This window comes from Streptomyces endocoffeicus, from assembly GCF_016741935.1.
Classification (GTDB): Bacteria; Actinomycetota; Actinomycetes; order Streptomycetales; family Streptomycetaceae; genus Streptomyces; species Streptomyces endocoffeicus.
In genome coordinates this window covers 39,074-58,469 of the sequence record NZ_JAERRG010000037.1, presented here as the reverse complement: position 1 = coordinate 58,469, position 19,396 = coordinate 39,074, and the positions used below count along the sequence as shown (strand labels likewise).

19 protein-coding genes and 1 pseudogene are annotated in these 19,396 nt (G+C 70.5%); 14 read left to right on the top strand and 6 right to left on the bottom strand.

Annotated features, from left to right (window positions below):
- Window positions 1-117 precede the first annotated feature (117 nt).
- From JK364_RS47105 to JK364_RS47055, 12 genes and pseudogenes are all read left to right on the top strand, one after another.
- Window positions 118-1,476, top strand: a complete 1,359-nt coding sequence (locus tag JK364_RS47105) for an ABC transporter substrate-binding protein (protein ID WP_201857595.1) — start codon at window positions 118-120, stop codon at window positions 1,474-1,476.
- 24 nt (window positions 1,477-1,500) lie between these two features.
- Window positions 1,501-2,874: a carbohydrate ABC transporter permease gene (locus JK364_RS47100; protein WP_201857594.1), complete on the top strand. Its 1,374-nt coding sequence runs from the start codon at window positions 1,501-1,503 to the stop codon at window positions 2,872-2,874.
- The gene (locus tag JK364_RS47095; RefSeq protein ID WP_201857593.1) at window positions 2,871-3,752 is read left to right on the top strand and encodes a carbohydrate ABC transporter permease; all 882 of its coding nucleotides are present in this window, start codon (window positions 2,871-2,873) and stop codon (window positions 3,750-3,752) included. The genes JK364_RS47100 and JK364_RS47095 overlap by 4 nt, the downstream gene beginning before the upstream one ends.
- 132 nt (window positions 3,753-3,884) lie before the next feature.
- Entirely contained in the window at window positions 3,885-4,544 is a 660-nt protein-coding gene (locus tag JK364_RS47090; protein ID WP_201857592.1) for a TetR/AcrR family transcriptional regulator, read from the top strand.
- Between the two features lie 159 nt (window positions 4,545-4,703).
- Complete coding sequence (locus tag JK364_RS47085) at window positions 4,704-5,747, top strand: medium chain dehydrogenase/reductase family protein (protein WP_201857591.1); 1,044 nt, start codon at window positions 4,704-4,706, stop codon at window positions 5,745-5,747.
- Window positions 5,748-5,990: 243 nt separating this feature from the next.
- Window positions 5,991-6,602, top strand: coding sequence for an ABC transporter permease (locus tag JK364_RS47080; protein WP_201857590.1), 612 nt, complete (start codon window positions 5,991-5,993; stop codon window positions 6,600-6,602).
- Between the two features lie 60 nt (window positions 6,603-6,662).
- Entirely contained in the window at window positions 6,663-7,076 is a 414-nt protein-coding gene (locus JK364_RS47075) for a Dabb family protein (RefSeq protein WP_201857589.1), read from the top strand.
- Window positions 7,060-7,365, top strand: a pseudogene (locus JK364_RS56320) (Scr1 family TA system antitoxin-like transcriptional regulator); the annotation flags it as partial. The gene JK364_RS47075 and the pseudogene JK364_RS56320, both read left to right, overlap by 17 nt.
- A 34-nt stretch (window positions 7,366-7,399) precedes the next feature.
- Window positions 7,400-7,615 carry a DUF397 domain-containing protein gene (locus tag JK364_RS47070; RefSeq protein WP_201857588.1) on the top strand — a complete coding sequence of 72 codons (216 nt, stop codon included), beginning with the start codon at window positions 7,400-7,402 and terminating at the stop codon, window positions 7,613-7,615.
- A gap of 156 nt (window positions 7,616-7,771) precedes the next feature.
- Window positions 7,772-8,314 carry a DUF4232 domain-containing protein gene (locus JK364_RS47065; RefSeq protein ID WP_201857587.1) on the top strand — a complete coding sequence of 181 codons (543 nt, stop codon included), beginning with the start codon at window positions 7,772-7,774 and terminating at the stop codon, window positions 8,312-8,314.
- Window positions 8,315-8,562: 248 nt separating this feature from the next.
- Window positions 8,563-9,432 (top strand): hypothetical protein, encoded by an 870-nt coding sequence (locus tag JK364_RS47060; protein WP_201857586.1) that lies wholly within the window; start codon window positions 8,563-8,565, stop codon window positions 9,430-9,432.
- A gap of 12 nt (window positions 9,433-9,444) precedes the next feature.
- On the top strand, window positions 9,445-10,245 hold the full coding sequence (locus JK364_RS47055; RefSeq protein ID WP_201857585.1) for a phosphotransferase: 801 nt from the start codon (window positions 9,445-9,447) through the stop codon (window positions 10,243-10,245).
- A 197-nt stretch (window positions 10,246-10,442) separates the two neighbouring features.
- Here JK364_RS47055 and JK364_RS47050 read toward each other — a convergent pair whose 3' ends face one another.
- The 6 genes from JK364_RS47050 to JK364_RS47025 form a co-directional block, all read right to left on the bottom strand.
- Window positions 10,443-10,760, bottom strand: coding sequence for a winged helix-turn-helix domain-containing protein (locus JK364_RS47050; RefSeq protein ID WP_201857584.1), 318 nt, complete (start codon window positions 10,758-10,760; stop codon window positions 10,443-10,445).
- A complete protein-coding gene (locus tag JK364_RS47045; protein ID WP_201857583.1) occupies window positions 10,747-11,274 on the bottom strand; it encodes a hypothetical protein in 528 nt (175 codons plus the stop codon). The genes JK364_RS47050 and JK364_RS47045 overlap by 14 nt, the downstream gene beginning before the upstream one ends.
- Before the next feature lie 100 nt (window positions 11,275-11,374).
- Window positions 11,375-11,926: a TIGR03086 family metal-binding protein gene (locus tag JK364_RS47040; protein WP_201857582.1), complete on the bottom strand. Its 552-nt coding sequence runs from the start codon at window positions 11,924-11,926 to the stop codon at window positions 11,375-11,377.
- Window positions 11,927-12,114: 188 nt separating this feature from the next.
- Complete coding sequence (locus JK364_RS47035) at window positions 12,115-13,827, bottom strand: amidohydrolase (protein WP_201857581.1); 1,713 nt, start codon at window positions 13,825-13,827, stop codon at window positions 12,115-12,117.
- 10 nt (window positions 13,828-13,837) lie between these two features.
- Window positions 13,838-15,310: a sodium:solute symporter family protein gene (locus JK364_RS47030; protein ID WP_201857580.1), complete on the bottom strand. Its 1,473-nt coding sequence runs from the start codon at window positions 15,308-15,310 to the stop codon at window positions 13,838-13,840.
- A complete protein-coding gene (locus JK364_RS47025) occupies window positions 15,310-15,597 on the bottom strand; it encodes a hypothetical protein (RefSeq protein ID WP_201857613.1) in 288 nt (95 codons plus the stop codon). Before JK364_RS47025 ends, JK364_RS47030 begins: the two co-directional genes overlap by 1 nt.
- A 134-nt stretch (window positions 15,598-15,731) precedes the next feature.
- On the opposite strand from JK364_RS47025, the gene JK364_RS47020 reads away from it, so the two are divergent.
- Complete coding sequence (locus JK364_RS47020) at window positions 15,732-16,766, top strand: Lrp/AsnC family transcriptional regulator (protein ID WP_201857579.1); 1,035 nt, start codon at window positions 15,732-15,734, stop codon at window positions 16,764-16,766.
- A gap of 177 nt (window positions 16,767-16,943) precedes the next feature.
- Window positions 16,944-19,352 (top strand): bifunctional glycosyltransferase/CDP-glycerol:glycerophosphate glycerophosphotransferase, encoded by a 2,409-nt coding sequence (locus JK364_RS47015; protein WP_307841621.1) that lies wholly within the window; start codon window positions 16,944-16,946, stop codon window positions 19,350-19,352.
- Window positions 19,353-19,396 lie beyond the last annotated feature (44 nt).

Here is a 19,396-nt window from a genome sequence, read left to right as displayed (position 1 = left end):
TCACGATCCGTGAGTGAACGCCGGACGCAGTATTGCCACGTTCGGTGACCGGGCGTAGGACTACTCAGCACGGGACACGGCCGCGCGGGGGCGGCCGGCATCGGAGGGAACACGGGGATGCACGTATCGCTTCCTGCGAAGCGTTCGACACGAGCCGCGGTGGCCCTGCTGGCGGCGGGAGCACTCATGCTCACCGCCGCGGGCTGCGGCGGCGACGACGGAGACACGGTCAGCGGCGGCCCACCGCCCAACACCGTGAAGCTGCCGAATCTGAAGGGGCAGAAACTCCAGGTCACGGCGGTCTGGACGGGCACCGAGCAGGAGAACTTCACCAAGGTGCTCAAGGAGTTCGAGAAGCGCACCGGCGCCAAGGTCTCCTTCGTGCCGAGCGGTGACGACATGGCGGGCTTCGTCGGCTCCAAGATCGCGGGCGGCGCTCCGCCGGATGTCGCGATGGTCGGACAGGTCGGCGTCATGCGCGAGTTCGCCCAGAAGGGCTGGGCCAAACCGCTCGACACCGCCGCCAGGGCCGAGTTGACCAAGAACTTCGCCAAGGGCTGGCAGGACCTCGGCTCGTACCAGGGCAAGCCCTACGGGGTGTATTTCAAGGCCAGTAACAAATCCCTGCTCTGGTACAACACCTCCGCGTTCGACTACGCGGGCGCCAAGGTGCCCAAGACCTGGCAGGAATTCCTGCAGCAGGCCCAGCTGATCTCCGACTCCGGCACCGACGCGGTCGCGATCGGCGGCCAGGACGGCTGGACGCTCACCGACTGGTTCGAGAACGTCTATCTCTCCCAGGCGGGCGCGGAGAAGTACGACCAGCTCGCCCAGCACAAGATCAAGTGGACCGATCCATCGGTGAAGAAGGCGCTCGAGACGCTCGCCGAGCTCTGGGGCACCAAGGGCCTGGTCGCGGGCGGCCGGGGCGGCGCGCTCCAGACCGCGTTCCCGGACTCCGTCACCAAGGCGTTCGGCAACAAGGCGGAGCCGGACGCGGGCATGGTCTTCGAGGCCGACTTCGTCGCCGCCAACGTCGCCGACGCGGGCGCGGAGCTGGACCAGGACGCGAAGGTGTTCCCGTTCCCGGCGGTGGGCGCGGACGCGCCCGTCGTGACCGGCGGCGACGTCGGCGTGGCGCTGAAGAACAGCAAGGCGGCGCAGGCGCTGCTCACCTTCCTCGCCTCGCCCGACGCCGGGACCATCTGGGCCCAGTCCGGCGGGTTCATCTCGGCGAACAAGAACGTCAAGTTCAGCGCCTATCCCAATGCCTCCATGCGCAAGATCGCACAGGCGCTGATCGCGGCGGGCAATGACTTCCGGTTCGACATGTCCGACCAGGCTCCCGCCTCCTTCGGCGGCAAGCCGGCGCAGGGCGAGTGGAAAGCGCTCCAGGACTTTCTCAAGAACCCGAGGAATGTCGCGGGCATCCAGCGCCAGCTGGAGCGGGATGCCGCCAAGGCGTACAAGAACTGACGACTCGACCGGGAGAACCACATCATGTCGACCGCGACTGCGGACGGCGCGGCCACACCTGGCCGGGCATCGTCCTCCCCACCGGCACATCGGCCGAGCGCGAAGAAGCGGAAGAGTCTCATGGGCACCCGGCCCTGGCTGGCGGCGGTGTTCCTGCTGCCCGCCCTGGTGCTGCTCGGGGCGCTCGTCGTCTATCCGATCGCCTACTCCGTCTACCGGAGCTTCTTCGACGCCTCGGGCAATGGCTTCGTCGGCCTGGACAACTACCAGGAGATGTTCTCCGACGACGCCACCAAGACGGCCATCAAGAACAATGTCATCTGGCTGATCCTGGCCCCGACCGTCTCCACCGCGCTGGGCCTGATCTTCGCCGTGCTCACCGAGCGGATTCGCTGGGCCACCGCCTTCAAGCTGGTCGTCTTCATGCCGATGGCGATCTCGATGCTGGCGGCGGGCATCATCTTCCGGCTGGTCTACGAGCAGGACCCGGACAAGGGCGTGGCCAACGCCATGTGGGTGGGCGTGCATGACTCCTTCAGCGAGTCGCCGCCGTTCCCCGGCGCCCATCCGCGTCCCACCGCCGGGCTGACCGAGGCGTCGAACGGCTCGTTCACCACCAAGGACGCCGTGCGCGCCGGTGACCCCGCCTCGCTGCCGCTGGTCGCGGCCAAGCGCGGGGACATCAGCGGGGCGCAGGACGCCAAGGCCGCCAAGGCCGAGCCCGGGAAGGTCACCGGCACCGTCTGGTTCGACTTCACCCGGGGCGGCGGTGGTGAGCAGGGGACCATCGACAAGGGCGAGAAGGCGATGGCCGACCTCAAGATCGAGGCGGTCAAGGACGGCAAGGTCGTCGCCCGGACGAAATCGGCGGCGGACGGTACGTACACCCTCCCCGCCAAGGCCGAGGGCGCCCAACTGCGGCTGCCCGCCTGGAACTTCTCCGAGCCGTACAACGGCGTGGACTGGCTCGGCCCGTCCCTCGTCACCCCCGCCATCATCGGCGCGTACGTCTGGATCTGGGCCGGTTTCGCGATGGTGCTGATCGCGGCGGGGCTCGCGGGGGTGCCGCGCGAGCTGATGGAGGCCGCGCGGATGGACGGCGCCAATGAGTGGCAGGTCTTCCGGCGGATCACCGTGCCGATGCTGGCACCGGTGCTCTCGGTCGTCGTCGTCACGCTGATGATCAACGTGATGAAGATCTTCGACCTCGTCTACATCATCGCGCCCGGCCCCTCCCAGGACGACGCCAACGTCCTCGCCCTCCAGCTCTTCCAGTCGTCCTTCGGCACCGACGTCAACCAGGGCCTCGGCAGCGCGATCGCCGTGCTGCTGCTGTTGCTCGTGCTGCCCGTCATGTTCATCAACATCCGCCGGATCCGAAGGGAGAGCCGCCGATGACCAGCGCGGACACGGTCGTACAGGCGAAGCAGTCCCCGGTCGCGCGGATCGCCGCCCGCGCCGGCGGCGGGGTCCTCCGGGTCGTCCTGATCCTGGTCGGCCTGCTGTGGCTGATGCCGACCGCCGGACTGCTGCTGTCCTCCCTGCGGGACCCGTCGGAGGTGGACCTCTCCGGGTGGTGGAAGGTCTTCACCGACCCCGGACAGCTCACCTTCAGCGGCTACGACCATCTGCTGGGCAATCAGCAGATCACCGACTCCCTCTGGACCACGCTCGCCATCACCGTCCCGGCGACGCTGCTGGTCGTGGTGATCGGCGCCCTGGCCGGTTACGCCTTCGCCTGGATGGACTTCCCCGGCCGCGACGTGTGGTTCCTCATCGTGGTCGGCCTGCTGGTGGTCCCGATCCAGGTGGCGCTGATCCCGGTGGCCAAGCTCTTCGGCGAGATCGGCATCTTCCAGACCACCACCGGCGTGGTCCTCTTCCACACCGCCTTCGGCCTCCCCTTCGCGATCTTCCTCCTCCGCAACTTCTTCGCGGAGATCCCCCGCGAGCTCCTGGAGGCCGCCCGCCTGGACGGCGCGGGCGAGCTGCGGCTCTTCCTGCGCGTCGTCATGCCCCTGGGCGGCCCGGCCATCGCCTCGCTGGGCATCTTCCAGTTCCTCTGGGTCTGGAACGACATGCTGGTCGCCCTGATCTTCGCCGACAGCGGCAACCCCCCGATCACGGTCGCCCTCCAGCAGCAGGTCCGCCAGTTCGGCAACAACATCGACATCCTCGGCCCCGGCGCCTTCGTCTCGATGCTGATCCCGCTGGCGGTCTTCTTCGCCTTCCAGCGCCAGTTCGTGGCGGGCGTGATGGCGGGCGCGGTGAAGTAGCGCGCTTCTGGAACGAAGTAGCGCCCTCCCGGAACAGCGTGCGGCCCGACACCCCCCGGGGTGCCGGGCCGCCCCTTTGTCGACTGCGACAAGAGGTTCGCGCCCATAAACTTCACGGTGTAAGGTTACGGAGTGGAGAAGACCAGCACGGCAGGCCCGGCCGCACCGAAACCGGCGCGCACGCGCAACCGTCGCGGCGAGGGGGGCCGCCTGCGCGAGGACATCGTCTCCGCCGCCGCGGCGCTGCTCGACGAGACCGGCGACGAACACGCCATCACCCTGCGGTCGGTCGCCCGCAAGGTGGGCATCTCCGCCCCGTCGATCTACCCGCACTTCCCCGACCAGCCGGCCATCATGCTCGCCGTCGTACAGCGGGAATTCGCCGAACTGGAAACCCTCCTGCGCTCCGTCGCACAGGAGGCCGGTGACGACCCGCGAGAACAGCTGTATGCCGTCTGCCGGTCCTACCTCGCCTTCGCGCAAAGGCACCCCGAGCGCTACCGCACGATGTTCGGCGGCCTCTGGATGCCATCCCTGGGCGACAATTCCCTGACCGAGGAGGACCTCGTCAGCCTCGGCTCGACGGCCATACAGGTACTCGTCGACGTACTCACGGACTGCGCCGCCGCGGGCCGGTGCGCCATCAGCGACCCGTCGCTCGACGCGGTCACGCTGTGGCTCAGCCTGCACGGCCTCGCCCACCAGCGTGCCGTCATCCGCGCCTTCCCCTGGTCCGAGGAGAGCATCGCCGACTCGATCATCGCCAGGATCGCCCGCCTCAAAGACGCCTGATCACCGCCTCCGGGCTCGTCGCCATCGGGGGCCGCGGGGTCCTCTTCCGTCCGTAACCTTACAGCGTGAAGTTTATTGGCGTAGCCCCTTGCCGCCCTCGACTTACATGCGTAACCTTACGCAGGCAAGCACACATTTGAGGCGTCAAGGAGCCCCCTCATGAGCACATCGGTCGCCACCCGCGCCACCGAGATCGTCCTGCCCGGCAAGGTCGAGCCGAGCGGCCTGGAGGTCCGGACCCGCGACCTTCCCGCCCCGGACACGGGCCAGGTCCTCCTGCGGATGGACGCGACCGGGGTCTCCTTCGCCGAGCAGCAGATGCGCCGCGGCAAGTACTACGACCAGCCGCCGTTCCCCTTCGTGCCCGGGTACGACGTGGTGGGCACCGTCATCTCGACGGGGCCCGGCGTGGACGCCGGGATGGCCGGACGCCGGTTCGCCGCGGTCACCAAGGTCGGCGCATGGGCCAGCCATCTGCTGATCGACGCCGCGGAGCTGGTGCCGGTGCCGGACGGCATGGCCGCGGCCACCGCGGAGACCGTGGTCGTCAACGGGATCACCGCCTGGCAGATGCTGCACCGGACGGCCGAGGTGCGCCCCGGCGGGACGGTCGTGGTGCTGGGTGCCAACGGCGGGGTCGGCTCCATCCTCGTGCAGTTGGCCTGGCACGCCGGGATCACGGTGATCGGCACGGCCTCGGCGCGGCACCACGCGAGCGTGCGCGAACTGGGCGCGACCCCGGTCGACTACCACGACCCGGACATGTACGACCAGATCCGGAAGCTCGCGCCGGACGGTGTCGACGCGGTCTTCGACCACGTCGGCGGCCCCGGGATAGTGGAGTCGTGGCGGCTGCTGCGCCGGGGCGGGACCCTGGTCTCGTACGGCACCGCGGCGACGAAGAACGAAGAGGGCAGCTCGCAACTGCCGGTGCTGAAGCTGTTCGGACAGCTCGCGGCGTGGAACTCGCTGCCCAACGGCAAGAGCGCGCACTTCTACAGCTTCTGGGCGGGCCGGCGCCGCCGGACGGAATTTCAGCGCCGGCTGGCCGAGGACCTCACCGAGGTGCTGCGTCTGGTGGCCGACGGCGTCCTGACCCCTCAGATCGCCGCCGAGATCCCGCTGTCCGACGCCGCCTCGGCGCTGGCGCTCGCCGAGTCCCGCACCGTCATCGGCAAGGTCGTCCTCGTCCCGGAGGCCTGACCGGCGCGTTCTTGTCCCGCACACCTCTGACCACACTCTGACCACGGCGGCCGACCGCTGATGCCGCACGGCCTCTCGCGACCCACCGCCACTCACCACCACGCACCACCACGCACCACCCACTCAGCCCGGTACCCGGGCAGCTTCCCGGACCGCGTACGTACCCGTGCCGGCTCTCGGCCACCTCTGCCGGTCCGCCCGTCCCGTCAGTTCACCCCGCCCCGCCACCCCGGAGGTTCCGTCATGCCTTTCGCCACCGCCGCCCCCCAGGTCACCGCCCCCAGCACCGCCACCGCGACGCGCGCACCGGCCGAGGTCGACAACCGCGCGACCTACATCGGCTTCGGACTCGCCTACGTGTTCGGGCACGGCTCCGCCGCGCTCTCCAAGGGCACCAGCCCACTGCTCGATCTGCCCGCCTGGCTGCCCATGACACTCCTCGTCGCCGGACTCGCGACCGGCACCGTCCAAGCCACCCGCGCCGCCCTGCGCGCCCAGCGCGGCGTCACAGGGCCGGACCTCCTGTCCGGCAAACTGCTCGGCGCCTCCTGGCTCATCGGCTTCGCCGCGCTGTTCCTCGCCATCACCGGCCTGTCGTCCGCCGTCGAGACGCCCGACCTCCAGTCCATGCTCTGGCCCACCGGATCCGGCCTCATCGTCGGCTTGATCTACGTCAGCGAAGGCGCCGCACGCCGCAACGTCCTGCACTACGTCCTCGGCGTCTGGCTCGCGCTGACCTCCACCGCCGCGCTCTTCCTCGGCACCCCCGGCCTCTACTGGGTCCTCGCCATCGCCGGTGGCGGCGCCTACGCCATCGCCACCGTCCTCGAACGCCGCCGCCTCGCCGTCCGCTGACCACCCACCTTCACCCACGCACCCACGCACCCACGCACCCACCACGGCAGGGAGAACCCGATGATCTACCACGGCATCCGCATGAAGCTCAGGGAAGGCATCACCTCCCAGCAGATCGACGAGGCGCTGGACTGCCTCAAGGACCAGGGCCAGGCCATCCCCGCGGTGAAATCGTTCATTTTCGGCCGCGAATACAACAGCGACTTCGACTGGAGTGCGGTGTTCGCCCTGGAAGATCTGGATGCGTACTGGGAGTACCTCATCCACCCGGTGCACATGACATCGGAACGGGTCGCCTTCCCTCTGATCGAAAAGTTCGAGAGCTTCGACATCTCCGACACTCCCCACCCAGAGCTGGGCGCCAAGATCGCAGAGCTGCAGAAGCGGCACTACGAAGCCGACCCCGGGCTCGCCGAGCTGCTGTCCGGCCTCGACTCCCACACCGGCAGCAGCGCTCCTGCGCACAAGAGTTGACCCGCGGCCGAGCCCCCTGTCTGTCGCTGGATCACGGCGTACCGCACTCCGCCTCCTGGACGCCGCCATGGAACCCCACATCACCGTGCAGGTACTGCCTTTCCACCAGGCGGAGCACGACGTGATGGGCGGGTCCCTGACCGTGCTGACGTCGCCTGACGAGACAGAGGTGGCCTACACGGAAGGCGCCCACTACGGCCAACTCATCGAAGAACCAAGGGACGTCAAGCGCTTCGCGCTGTCCTACGATCGGCTGCGGGCAGCATCTCTGCCCCCGCTCATGTCACTCGACATGATCCGATCCGTGATGGAGGGCAACCACCGTGGAGCGAGTGTCCCGTCCCGATCTGAACGGCGCCGCGTGGCGCAAGAGCAGCTACAGCAATCAGGCGGGTGGCGACTGCGTGGAGGTGGCCGACGGCATACGTGGCGTCGTCCCCGTCCGTGACAGCAAGCGGCCTGACGGTCCCACGCTGGTCTTCCCGGCGGCCTCCTGGACCACTTTCGTTGATGAACTGACGACCGGCCGCAGCCTCTGACGTAAGTCCTCGCAATGCGGCCGCAGTTGAGCGCCTGACTGTCCGAAATAGGCTCTCCGGCACACGGAACCTCCCCCGGGCACCGCACATCTTCCGGTGCGCAGGCGCCAACTGACATCGCGCGCCGATTCGTATGCGAGGGGAACCCCGAACTTCATGAAGAACAAGCTCACCGCCGTGGCCCTTGCGGCCCTCGTCGTCGCGGGCGCTGCCGCTACGGCCATCCCGGCCTCGGCCGCCACCGCCAAGGCCGCGCCGACCCGCTGCCACACCGCCGACCTGAAGGCCGGTTTCGCCATGGGGGAGGACGCCAGACCGGAGATGGATCAGACCGAGAGGCAAACCCAGGCGTACATCTGGTTCACCAACAAGAGCAACCGCACCTGCACCCTGTCCGGCTTCGCCGGTGTCGACATGATCGGCGCTCAGGGGACTGACGGCACCTGGTCGCTGGCACGCTCCTCCAAGTCGCCCGAAAAGATGGTCCTGGAGCCGGGAGATACGACCGACTTCAGCATCACCCTGCTCCCGGTGGCCGAGTCCACGCCGCAGAAGGAGAAGTTCGTTCCGGCGAAGTTCCTGGTCACCCCGCCGAACGAGACGGCGCACTTCACCCTGAAGTGGCCGTTCGGCGGCCAGATCCTCAAGCAGGACGGCGCCACCCACCCGGCCACCTACCTCAACCCGGTCGGGCTGTAACCAAGCCGGCCCGCCGGACCCTCGTACGCGAGGGCCCGGCGGGCCGCGAACTCCCCCAAAGAACCGGGATAGAGAACTCCCGCCCACCCACCCTTCCTGCTGCTCACCCGTACGAGTGACCAGCTTGCGGGCGAAGCACGCCAGTCGTTACGTTCACGGCAACACAACCGCAAACAGACGACGGCCCCCGGCCGGGACGGCAATCCCGAACGAGGGCCTGACCGATCAGGAAGAAGTGAGCTTCCCGAATGGCTGAGCCGCAGTCTAACGCGCCCACGCGCGCCGACGCCGGAGCTCCGACCTCCGGCGTGAACCACGTCCGTACCCGCCTCACCGCCGACTTCACCGTGATCGCCAACGCCCTCGCGCAGCGACGCGGAAGCGCGGTCACGATCGGCGTCGCGGCGTACATCTCCTCACTCCCCGACGGCACCCCCGTCAGCATCGCCGCACTGTGCGAGCACTTCACCGAGGGCGAGATCCTGATCTCGCGGGCGTTACGGGAGTTGGAGTCCGCCGGATACCTGGAGCGGCGACGGGAACGCGGCCCCGGGGGCACCATCCGCACCCGCACCTACTTCTACGACGTCCCAAGGGGCGGTGACTCACCCACCCCACCAAGCCCCCGAAGGTCCCGTCCGAAGGTGCCTCGGGAGACACCCGCCGCCCGCACGGCACCACACACACCCGAGCCGGAAGCCGCTGCCGACACCAGCCCCACCCCTCCCTCACTCGCCGAGGCCGACGAGCGGGCCGTCACCATCCTGACCTCGCTGCGCATCCTCGACCCCCGGCTCATCCTGTCCCACCGGGACGTCGCCGAACTCGCACCCGCCGTCAGCGAATGGCTCGCCGCAGGGGTGGGGCCCGCGCAGATCACCCGTGCGCTCACCACACGCCTCCCCGACCGCCTCCTGACCCGCCCGGCCCGCATCCTCGCCTTCCGCCTCAGCGAACCTCCCCTGCCCGTACCCACCCCGGCCGCCCCGCCCAGCACACCGCCCGTCCTCCCCTGGCGGACCTGCGACGGCTGCGACCGCGCCTTCCGCTCCACGAACAACAGCCACTGCCGCGACTGCCGCACCGCGTCCGGCGAGGACCTGCGGGCGGCCTGCTAAGAGAAGGACTCCATGAGCAGCAGCCTTCCCCCGGAGGAGTTCTGGGGGTTTCTCCGGCCCTACACGGGGCCCGTGACCGACGTGGAGCCCGCCTCGCGTGGTTTCAGTTCGGACCTCACAGCCCTGGTCCGCTGTGAGAAGGGTCCGTTCTTCGTCAAGGCCATGCGTAACCGGCCGGGCGGGCGGCGGGACTCCCTGGTTCGCGAAGCGCTGGTCAATCCAGCGGTGATGCCGGTCTCCCCGGCTTTGCTGTGGCACGCGGAGAACGAGGACTGGATTGCTCTGGGGTTCGAGGTGGCGGAAGGGAGGCGGGCAGACTTCGGGCCCGGTTCACCTGATCTGCCCGCCGTGGTCGACACCTTGAACCGGATCAGCTCACTCGACCTGCCCGAGGTCGCGCGGGACTGGCCCGAGGCCCGCTGGGACCGGTTCGCCCTCGACAAGGCGGAGGCGGATCTGTTCCGAGGCGACGGGCTGCTGCACACGGACATCAATCCGAGCAACCTGATCATCGGCCAGGACGACACATGGGCCGTGGACTGGGCATGGCCGACGCGAGGGGCTGCGTTCATTGACGTGGCCTGCCTCGTCATCCAACTCATCGCGGCCGGACACACGGCCCAGGGCGCCGAGTCCTGGGCCGCTCGCTGCCAGGCTTGGGGGAACGCGGACCCTGCCGCAATCGACGCGTTCGCCGCCGCCACGTTCCGCATGTACCGGTCGCGGGCCCGCCGGTTCCCTGATGCCTCCTGGCTCGAAGACATGGCCGGGGCCGCTCGGGCGTGGGCGGTTCACCGAGGAGTGGGCACGTAGGAGCTAAGCGCTCCGCTGGAAGTGTCGCGATGCGTCGTCGGCCGACTGCGGCGCCGTCGTGGCTGGTCGCGCCCAGGCGGCGGAGCCGCACATCGACACAGCTGCGGCGAGCCGCACATCGACACAGCCCCGCGCCCCTTCGGGGCGCTGCCCGAACCGTAGCGGACTTCCTCTGACCTGCTTAGGCAGACTTCCGTTCAGGTGTCGCGGCGCTCCGCGGCTCGCTGTGACTCCTCGACGATGCGGCGCAGCGCCGCCACGTGTCTTTCGAGTGCGGCCCGTCCGGCCGTGGTGAGGGCGAGCCACGTTCGGGGGCGTTTGCCCACGTAGCCCTTCTTGACCTCGACGTAGCCCCGGGACTCGAGCGTGCTGACCTGCTTGGAGAGCGCGGAGGGTGACATTCCCACCGACTCGCGGACCCATCCGAACTCGGCCCACTCCACACTCACCAGCAGCGACACGATCGACAGCCGCGTCGGGTCGAGCAGGACGGTGTCGAAGTCAGCGGGATCCATAGGTGCCGCCGTCCAGGCTGCCCTTGCCGTCGCCTCGGAAGGCCAGGGAGTTCATGGCTCGCTGCAGGTTGCGGCCGAAGAGGATGAGGGTGGCGCCGATCACCGCGCCCACCACCGTCCCTGTGTACGGGAACGGCGCGTGCGGCAGCAAGCGTGTGCCGAGGAAGCAGATCACCGCCACGGCGACCATCACCAGTTGGGCCAGCCGTATGAAGCGCGGGGAGATTTCGTCCCTGCGCACGCGGGTGGGCCGACCCAGGAGGGCGCCGCCCCGGGGGTTCCGCAGCATCACCACGTACACCAAGGAGAGTACGGCGATCGCCATGGAGATCCAGGAGCGCGCGTCGTCGCTGACGAAGTCGGGTGCCGCCAGTTGGGCGAAGATCGCGACGCCGAACACGACGCTGACCCAACGGGATTCCTGCTCCGAGGCGGCGCGGGCTTGGTCGCGGCGCTGCTCGATGTCGCGCAGCGCACGGGCGGCCTCGGCGGGCGGGGTCACACGCTCGGACATGGGGTACCTCCAGGTGGTGCTTGACCATGCTTCGGCAGAACTAGTTTCCACTCAGGAAACTAGTTCTGCCCAGTGGAATAGTCAACCGACAGGATTGCTCCTACGGGTGCCGACCGGTGATGGCCACGATCCGGTCGAGGAGCGAAGCGTCGGTGGGGACCTCGACGGCCGGTCCCCACAGGCCCTCGACAGGAGCGTTCGGGACGAACGCGGCTACGTGGTCGTAGCAGGCTCGCAGCGTGTCGTCGGGGAGGTCGAAGGGCTGGTCGGTGGCCCTGGCGATGTCCCAGCCGTGCACCACCATCTCGGTGAGCGCGACCTTCCCCCATGTGTCATTCGGCAGGTCGACGCCCGCGGCGTCGGTCCTGCCCTGCCAGGCCGCCGGGTCGTCCCAGGCGTCGCCGAGTGCCCGCACGCTCTCGGCGACGCCTCCCCGCCAGTCGTCGCCAGGGTTCGCGGCAGCCGGCTCGGCGGCGGCTGTGCCGGCGTCCTTGCGAGCGATGCCGGAGAATCCCCGGGAAGCCTCGTCAACGTGGGTGATGAGGTCACGGACGGTGTATTCGGTACAGCGAGTAGGACGGGTGAGCTGCTCATCGCTCACGCCTGCCAGCACGTCGATCATCTGGCGGCAGGCCGGCTTCAGGTCGATCACGGGTTCTTCTCCTCGGTCGCGCGATGCGGTCACAGATGCGGGCACAGATGCAGTCACAACTGCGGTCACATAGGCAGACGACCCGTGGCACAAGAACTCATCGGTCCGCCTCCCCACCGGGGACCTCGGTCCGCTCCTGGTGCGTGAACCCGGTGGCGAGCGCGGCCGCGGGCGTCAGGAATCGGCTATCACGTCTGCGCGGACCACACCCGGCGGCCGCCCACCCAGGTGGAGTGGACGGGGATCTCGGAGATACCGTCCGGGTCGGTGTCGAAGGGGCTGGCGCCGAGCACCACGAAGTCGGCGAGCATCCCCGGTGCCAGGCGGCCCTTGAGGTGGGATTCGCCGGTGGCGTGAGCGGATCCGGCGGTGTACACCTCGAGCGCCTGGGCAACCGTCAGCCGCTGGTCGGCGCCGAGCACCCGGCCGTCCGCGGTGCGCCGGGTGACCATGGTCTGGACGGCGAGCAGCGGGTTGAGCGGTCCGGCCGGGTAGTCGGAGGAGCCCGCGACAGTGATACCGGCGTCCAGCAGGGTGCGGTGTGCGCACACCTGCTCGGCGCGCTCGTCGCCGTAGTAGCCGACGAGCTTGGCGCCGTGCCCGTGGACGAAGGAGCCGAACGGGACCGGGGTGACCCCGCTGCGGCGGATCCGTTCGACCAGGGCGTCGTCCACCATGCTGCAGTGCTCGATCCGGTGGTTGACCGTGTTCCGCGGATGCAGGGCGCGGGCCCGTTCGATGGCGTCCAGCACCTTGCCGACCGCCAGGTCGCCGTTGGCATGGACGCCGACCCGCAGCCCGGCGGCGTGCGCCGCCTCCACCGTGGCCGCCAACTCCTCGTCGCCCATCACCTGGATGCCGTTGTCACCGCCGGTCTCCGCCCGGTACGGCCTGCTGCACAGACAGGTCCCGCCCGCCAGCGCACCGTCGGCCATCAGCTTCACCCCGACCACCCGCACCCACTCGTCGCCGAAGCCCGCGCGCAGCCCGGCCCGGCGCAGCTCGTCGAGGTAGCGGTACCACAGCAGCATGCCGACGCGGGCGGTCAGCCGCCCGCGCTCGGACGCGAGCTGGTACAGCCGCAGCTCCTTGGGGGTGACCAGGGCGTCGCACCACGAGGTGATACCGGTGGCGTGCAGATCGGCGCAGACCTCTGCCAGCGGCTCGACGAGGTCCTCGATGCCGTGGCTGGGCAGGAACTCGGGTTCACCGACCGCCCGGTACCACTCGTCGAACCAGGCCCGCTCGTATATCCAGCCGTCCAGCCGCCCGGTGGCGTCCCGGCCCAGGTCGCCACCGGCCGGGGCGGGGTCGCCGTCCCGGAACCCGGCGAGTTCCAGCGCGGGCGAGTTGGCGACGGCCATATGGCAGGAGAAGTGGATGACCACCACCGGACGGCCCGGGGCGAGGGCGTCCAGGGCGGCACGGTCGAGTCGGCCCTCGGGGTCGGCGCGCGGGTCGTAACCCTCGGCGGTCACCCAGCCGCCGGGCGGGGTGGCCGCGACGGCGGCGGCGATGCGCTCACGCGGCGGTACGGAGGTGTCTCCGCTGCCCAGGTGAAGGCGCAGCTTGGTCTCGGCGAGGCAGGAGGGATGGCAGTGCGCGTCGTGGAAGCCGGGTACGACGTGGCCGTCGCCCAGGTCGATGCGGTCGGCGGTGGGAAAGGCCGCGGACAGCTCGGCCAGACCACCGGTGGCGACGATCCGGCCGGCCAGGACGGCAAGGGCCTGGGTCTGCGGTCCGGCGAGGGTGGTGATCGCGCGGGCGTGGAAGATCCGCGTCCGCTCCGGCCGGTGCGATGCGACGGCCGATGCGACGGCCGATGCGGCGGGTGATGCTGCGGCCGATGCGGCGGCCGACACCGGGGAGGCGGGCCGCGGAACGGCGGCTGGGGTTGTCATGGCGTGCTCCTCAGACTGTGGCGGGGGCGGAGGCGGATGAGGGGGCGGACGGCTCGTCCGGGAGTACGGGTGCACCGCCGCGGGCCCGCAGCACCAGCTCCACCGCGACCGCGACCACGACGTTGACGGCCAAGGAGATCAGCCCGGTGCTGATGGCGCCGTGGTAGGAATCGCCGAAGGTCAGCCAGATCAGCACCGCCTCGCCGACGACGATGCCGGCACCGGCCGACCAGGCGCGCAGCAGCGGGCGGCGGGTGAGCGCGGCGGCGGTGGCGGGCGCCATCTGTCCCAGACCGCTGTACGTGAGCAGCAGGAGGTTGGCCAGCGCGTCGGGGCGGGCGATCCCGAGCACCAGTGCGAGGGTGACCGCGATGACGACCGTGCCGTGGTTGACCAGCAGCCCGGCACGGGCGCCGCGCGGGCGCAGCACATTGCGGGCGACCAGGGTGGACATGCCGAGCACGATGCCCGCCGAGGGCACCATGGCGGTCGCGGCCGCGGCCACCGCGATAACGCCGAGCAGCCAGTCGGGCATCGCGCCGGAGGCCAGCTGCAGCAGGACGCCGTTGCCGTTGGCCGAGGCCGCGCCGCTGAGCGTGGTCAGCGCGGTGAACCCCACGATCATCGGGATGGCCTGGGTGGCGCCGTACACCGGTATCCAGATGCTGTTCTTGCGCAGTGCCCGCTCGCTGCCGGCCGCCAGCACGGGGGCCCAGCCCTGCGGCATCGTCAGGAACAGGACGCTGAAGAGGCTGGTGAGCATGGCGGTGAAGAACCACACCTGGCCGAACGGTCCACCGGCGGGCACGCTCAGCAGCTCCGAATGGTGCTCGCGCAGCTGGGCGCCGAGGTGGCCGATGCCGCCGCTGTAGTGCGCGGGGACCATCACCAGCAGCACCAGCAGCGCGACAACCATCAGGGCGTCCTTGAGGTAGGCCGCCTTGGCGACGCCCTGGATGCCGGACCACAGCACGAAGGCGACCACCAGCACCGAGGCCGCGATCATGGCGGGGGTACCGGCGTCCTTGTTGCCGGTGGCCAGCTGGATGACCAGGCCGAGTCCGGTGATCTGCAGTTGCAGGTACGGCAGCAGGAAGACCACGCCGAGGACGGAGGTGAGCCCGCCGAACAGGCGGCTTCCGTAGCGGTCGGCGAAGAAGTCGCCCTGGGTGAGGTAGCCGCGGTCGCGTCCCATCCGCCAGATGACGGGCGCGATGGCGTACAGGCCCACATAGGCGAGCGGCAGGTAGGGCAGCGCGTAGGTGACGGCCACACCCGAGGTGCAGGCGAGTCCGGCGAGGCCGAGGAAGGTGAAGGTGGTGTAGATCTCGCCGGCCTGGAGCAGCCAGGTGGTGAACGCGCCGAAGTTGCGTCCCCCGACGCTCCACTCCTCCAGGCTGGCGGCGGGCCGACGGCGGCCGAGCAGACCGAGGGCGCCGATGGCGACCATGCCCAGGACGCAGACGAGCAGCGTGACGGACATCAGCGCTCCTCCCCGGTGGCGGTGGAGGTGGCAGTGGAGGTGGAGGTGGAGGTGGAGGTGGAGGTGGAGGTGGCAGTGACCGTGGCAGCGGCAGCGGCCGTGGCGGTGGCGTTGCGGCAGCGCTCCACGTAGGCCAGCGCGGGGGTCAGTGCGAGCACCCACCCGACGGACCAGACCAGCAGCGAGGGCAGCCCCAGCCACAGCTGGGGACCGTTCACGAAGGGCAGCCACACGGCCGCCAGTAGTGCCACCACGGGCACGGCGAGAAGTGTCAGCGCAAGGGGCATGTTCGTGCTCCGGACTCTGGAAGGGGTTCCAGCCCGCGTCGTTGGTTGCGAGGCGGGATCGGGTCGCAGCAGCATCGGCCCTCGCTGGCAATAGGGCCTTGTTTTTGCAGGAAACCGGCGTTCAGATAGCGCGCATGAAGTTTTCCGCCGATCTGGACGAGACGGACCTCGCGCTCGTCACCGCGCTGCAGACCGCGCCGCGGGCCTCCTGGGCGCTGGTCGGCCGGGCGCTGGGCATCAGCCCGGTCACCGCCGCCCGGCGCTGGGAGCGGCTGGTGGAGGCCCGGCTGGCCTGGGTGACCGCGTACGGCGGCGGCTTCATCGCCCGGCACCATGTGGAGGCGTTCGTCGAGGTGGACTGCGTGCCCTCACGGCTGTCCTCGGTGGTGGCCGGGCTGGTGGAACAGCCACAGGTGGCCAGCGTGGAACACACCTCGGGGCAGCAGGATCTGCTGCTCACCGTGCTGGTCTCGGACCTGGCAGCGCTCTCCCGGCTCCTCACCGACGTGATCGGCCGCCTGGACGGGGTGCTGGCCACCCGCAGTCAGATCGTCACCGAGCTGCTCACCGAGGGGTCCCGCTGGGACCTGCGGGCGCTGGACCGCGACCAGCGGCAGGTCATGCGCGATGGCCGCGACGACCTGGCGGTCCAGGAGCCCGACCCCACCCCCGCACCCGAGGACATCCCGCTGATGCTGGCGCTCGGGCACGACGGACGGCTCGGCTACCAGGAACTGGCCGAGCGTACGGGGATGAGCGAGTCCACCGCGCGGCGGCGCACCTCGCGGCTGCTCCGCACCGGCGTGCTGGTGCCACGGTGCGAGATCGCGCACTCACGGTCCAACTACCCGGTGTTCGTCACCTACCGGATGAACGTTCCTTCGGCCGCGTTGGCGAGAGTGGGCTCCGCGCTGTCCGGGGTGCCGGCGGTGCGGATGTGCGCCTCGATCTCCTCGGCGCACAACCTGGTGGTCAACGGCTGGGTGCGGTCGGTGCCGGACAGCCGGCGGCTGGAGGAGTACCTGGTCGAGCGGTTCCCGGAGATCACATTGGTCGACCGGTCGCTCACGCTGGCGAACTTCAAACGGATGGGCTGGATTCTGGACGACGAGGGCCGGGCGGTGCGCCCCGTCCCCATCGACCTGTGGCGTGCCCCTGCCACAGCGTGACGTCGGCGCCGTGCACATTCCGAAAGTCGGCGCCGTTCACCTTCCGAAAGGTGCCGTGTGGGCTGGGCCGAACGGGGGGCTTTCGGGGGTGCCTCGCCATGGCGTCGTCCTATTCGGTGGGCGTTCAGATGATGGTGTGAGGAACCATCCGTGCCGCTTCGACCGATGGGATCCGCCGTGCCCCGGTTCAGCGTCATCGTGCCCGCATACGAGGTCCAGCCGTATCTGAGTGACTGTCTGCGGTCCGTGCTGGAGCAGGACTTCACGGACCTGGAGCTGATCGCGGTCGATGACCACTCGCCGGACGCCTGCGGCGCGATCATCGATGAGGCCGCCCAGCGGGATCCGCGGGTGCGGGCCGTGCATCTGGTGGAGAACGCGGGGCTCGGGCGGGCGCGGAACGCCGGGATTCGGCGGGCCACCGGGGACTATCTGCTCTTTCTCGACGGGGATGACACCCTCGCCCCCGGCTCGCTGCGCGCCATCGCCGACCGGCTGGCGCGGACCGGCGAGCCGCAGCTGCTGGTCTTCGACTACGCGCGGGTGGACTGGACGGGGGACGCCGTACGGAACGTCCGGGCCGAGTCGCTCCGGGAGGGGGATCCCGGGAGCGTCCGGCAGGTGTTCCGGCTCGATCAGCGGCCGGAGCTGTTGCGGCTGCTGATGGTCGCCTGGAACAAGGCGTACCGCCGGGACTTCGTCCGCGCGGAGGGCTTCGCCTTTCCGCCCGGGTTCTACGAGGACACGCCCTGGACCTTTCCCGTGCTGCTCAGCGCGGAGTCCATCGCCGTCCTGGACCGGGTGTGCGTCCACTACCGGCAGCGGCGGCGCGGCGGGATCCTGCGCACGACCAGCCGGCGCCACCTCGATGTGTTCGACCAGTACGACCGGGTGTTCCGGTTCCTCGACGCCCGGCCCGAACTGGCCCACTGGCGCCCGGCGCTGTTCCGGCGGATGGTCGACCACCTCGGCGTGATCGCCGCCGCGCCGGACCGGCTGCCGGTGCGGGCGCGGGCCGAGTTCTTCCGCCGGGCGGGCGCGCACCACCGCCGCTACCGGCCGCACGGCGCGGCCACCCCGCCGGGGCGCGCCCGGTGGCGGTGTCTGCTGCTGCGGCTGGGCGCCCGGTGGACGTTCGAGCTGCTGCGGGGTGGCGGCCGGGTGCGGCGGAGTGCCGGCAAGCGCGCCCGCGCGGCGTACGGGCGGGCACGCGCCGCCGCGTTGTGGCTGCATTACCGGGTCCAGCTGTGCCTCCCCGTCGATCCGCGGCTCGCCGTCTTCGCCGCCTACTGGCACAAGGGCTACGCCTGCCACCCGGCCGCCATCGAGGCGAAGGTGCGCGAGCTGGTGCCGGGGGCGCGCACCGCCTGGATCACCACCCCCGAGTACGCCCGCACCCTGCCGCCCGGGGTGCGCCGGCTGCACCCCGGCTCGGCCGCGTACTGGACGGCGCTGGCCCGCGCCCGCTTCCTCGTCAACAACGTCAACTTCACGCCGGGGCTGCGGAAGCGGCCCGGACAGATCCATCTCCAGACCCACCACGGCACCCCGCTCAAGCACATGGGCCTGGATCTGCGCGACCGCCCGGCCGCCGCCCGCGGCATGGACTTCGGCAAGCTGCTGGAGCGGGTGGACCGCTGGGACTACAGCCTCTCCGCCAACCGCCACACCACCCTGGTCTGGGAGCGGGTCTACCCCTCCGGCTACACCACCCTCCCCTACGGCTCGCCGCGCGACGACGTCTTCCAGCACGCCACCGAGGACGACGTGGCCCGGCTGCGCGCCCGGCTCGGCATCCCCGCGGGCACCGTCGCCGTGCTGTACGCGCCGACCCACCGCGACTATCAGCGCCGCCCCGTGCCGCGGCTGGACCTGGAGCGGGTGGCCCGCGCGCTGGGGCCCGGGTTCACGCTGCTGGTCAGGCCGCACTACTTCCACGCTCCGGACGGGGCCATGGGGAGTGCCGGCGGCCGGGTGCTCGACGTCTCGGGGCACGGCCGGGTGGAGGAGCTGTGCCTGGCGGCGGACGCGCTGCTGACGGACTACTCGTCGATCATGTTCGACTACGCCAACCTCGACCGCCCCATCGTCATCCACGCCGACGACTGGGACGCCTATCGCGCCGCCCGCGGCACCTACTTCGACATCACCGCCGCCCCGCCCGGCCCGGTCTCCCGCACCGAGGACGAGCTGATCGCGCTCTTCGCCACGGGCGCCTGGCGCGGTCCGCGCCCGGCCGCGCTGCGCGCCGCGTTCCGGGCCCGCTTCTGTCCGTACGACGACGGGCGGGCGGCCGAACGCGTGGTGCGCCGGGTGTTCCTCGGCGAGCCCCACGAGCTGCTGCCGCCCGTCGTCCCGCTCGCCGAGCGCCGTCCCGCACCCGCCGCCGTCCGCGCCGATGTCCGCACCGCCGTCCGCGCCGTTCCGCACGGTCCTGACCGGCCCGTCGAGGCAGCGGCCCGGACGGCGCCACGGACCGGGGCCGTCTGCACCCCACCAGCCGCATCGCCGACCGCCGCCCCCGCACCCGCACCCGCGCCCGCGCCCGCGCCCGCCGCACTCCCCCACCGGAGCCGCCCCCACTAGCCCCCACTAGCCCCCACCAGCCCCCACCAGCCCCCACCAGCGCC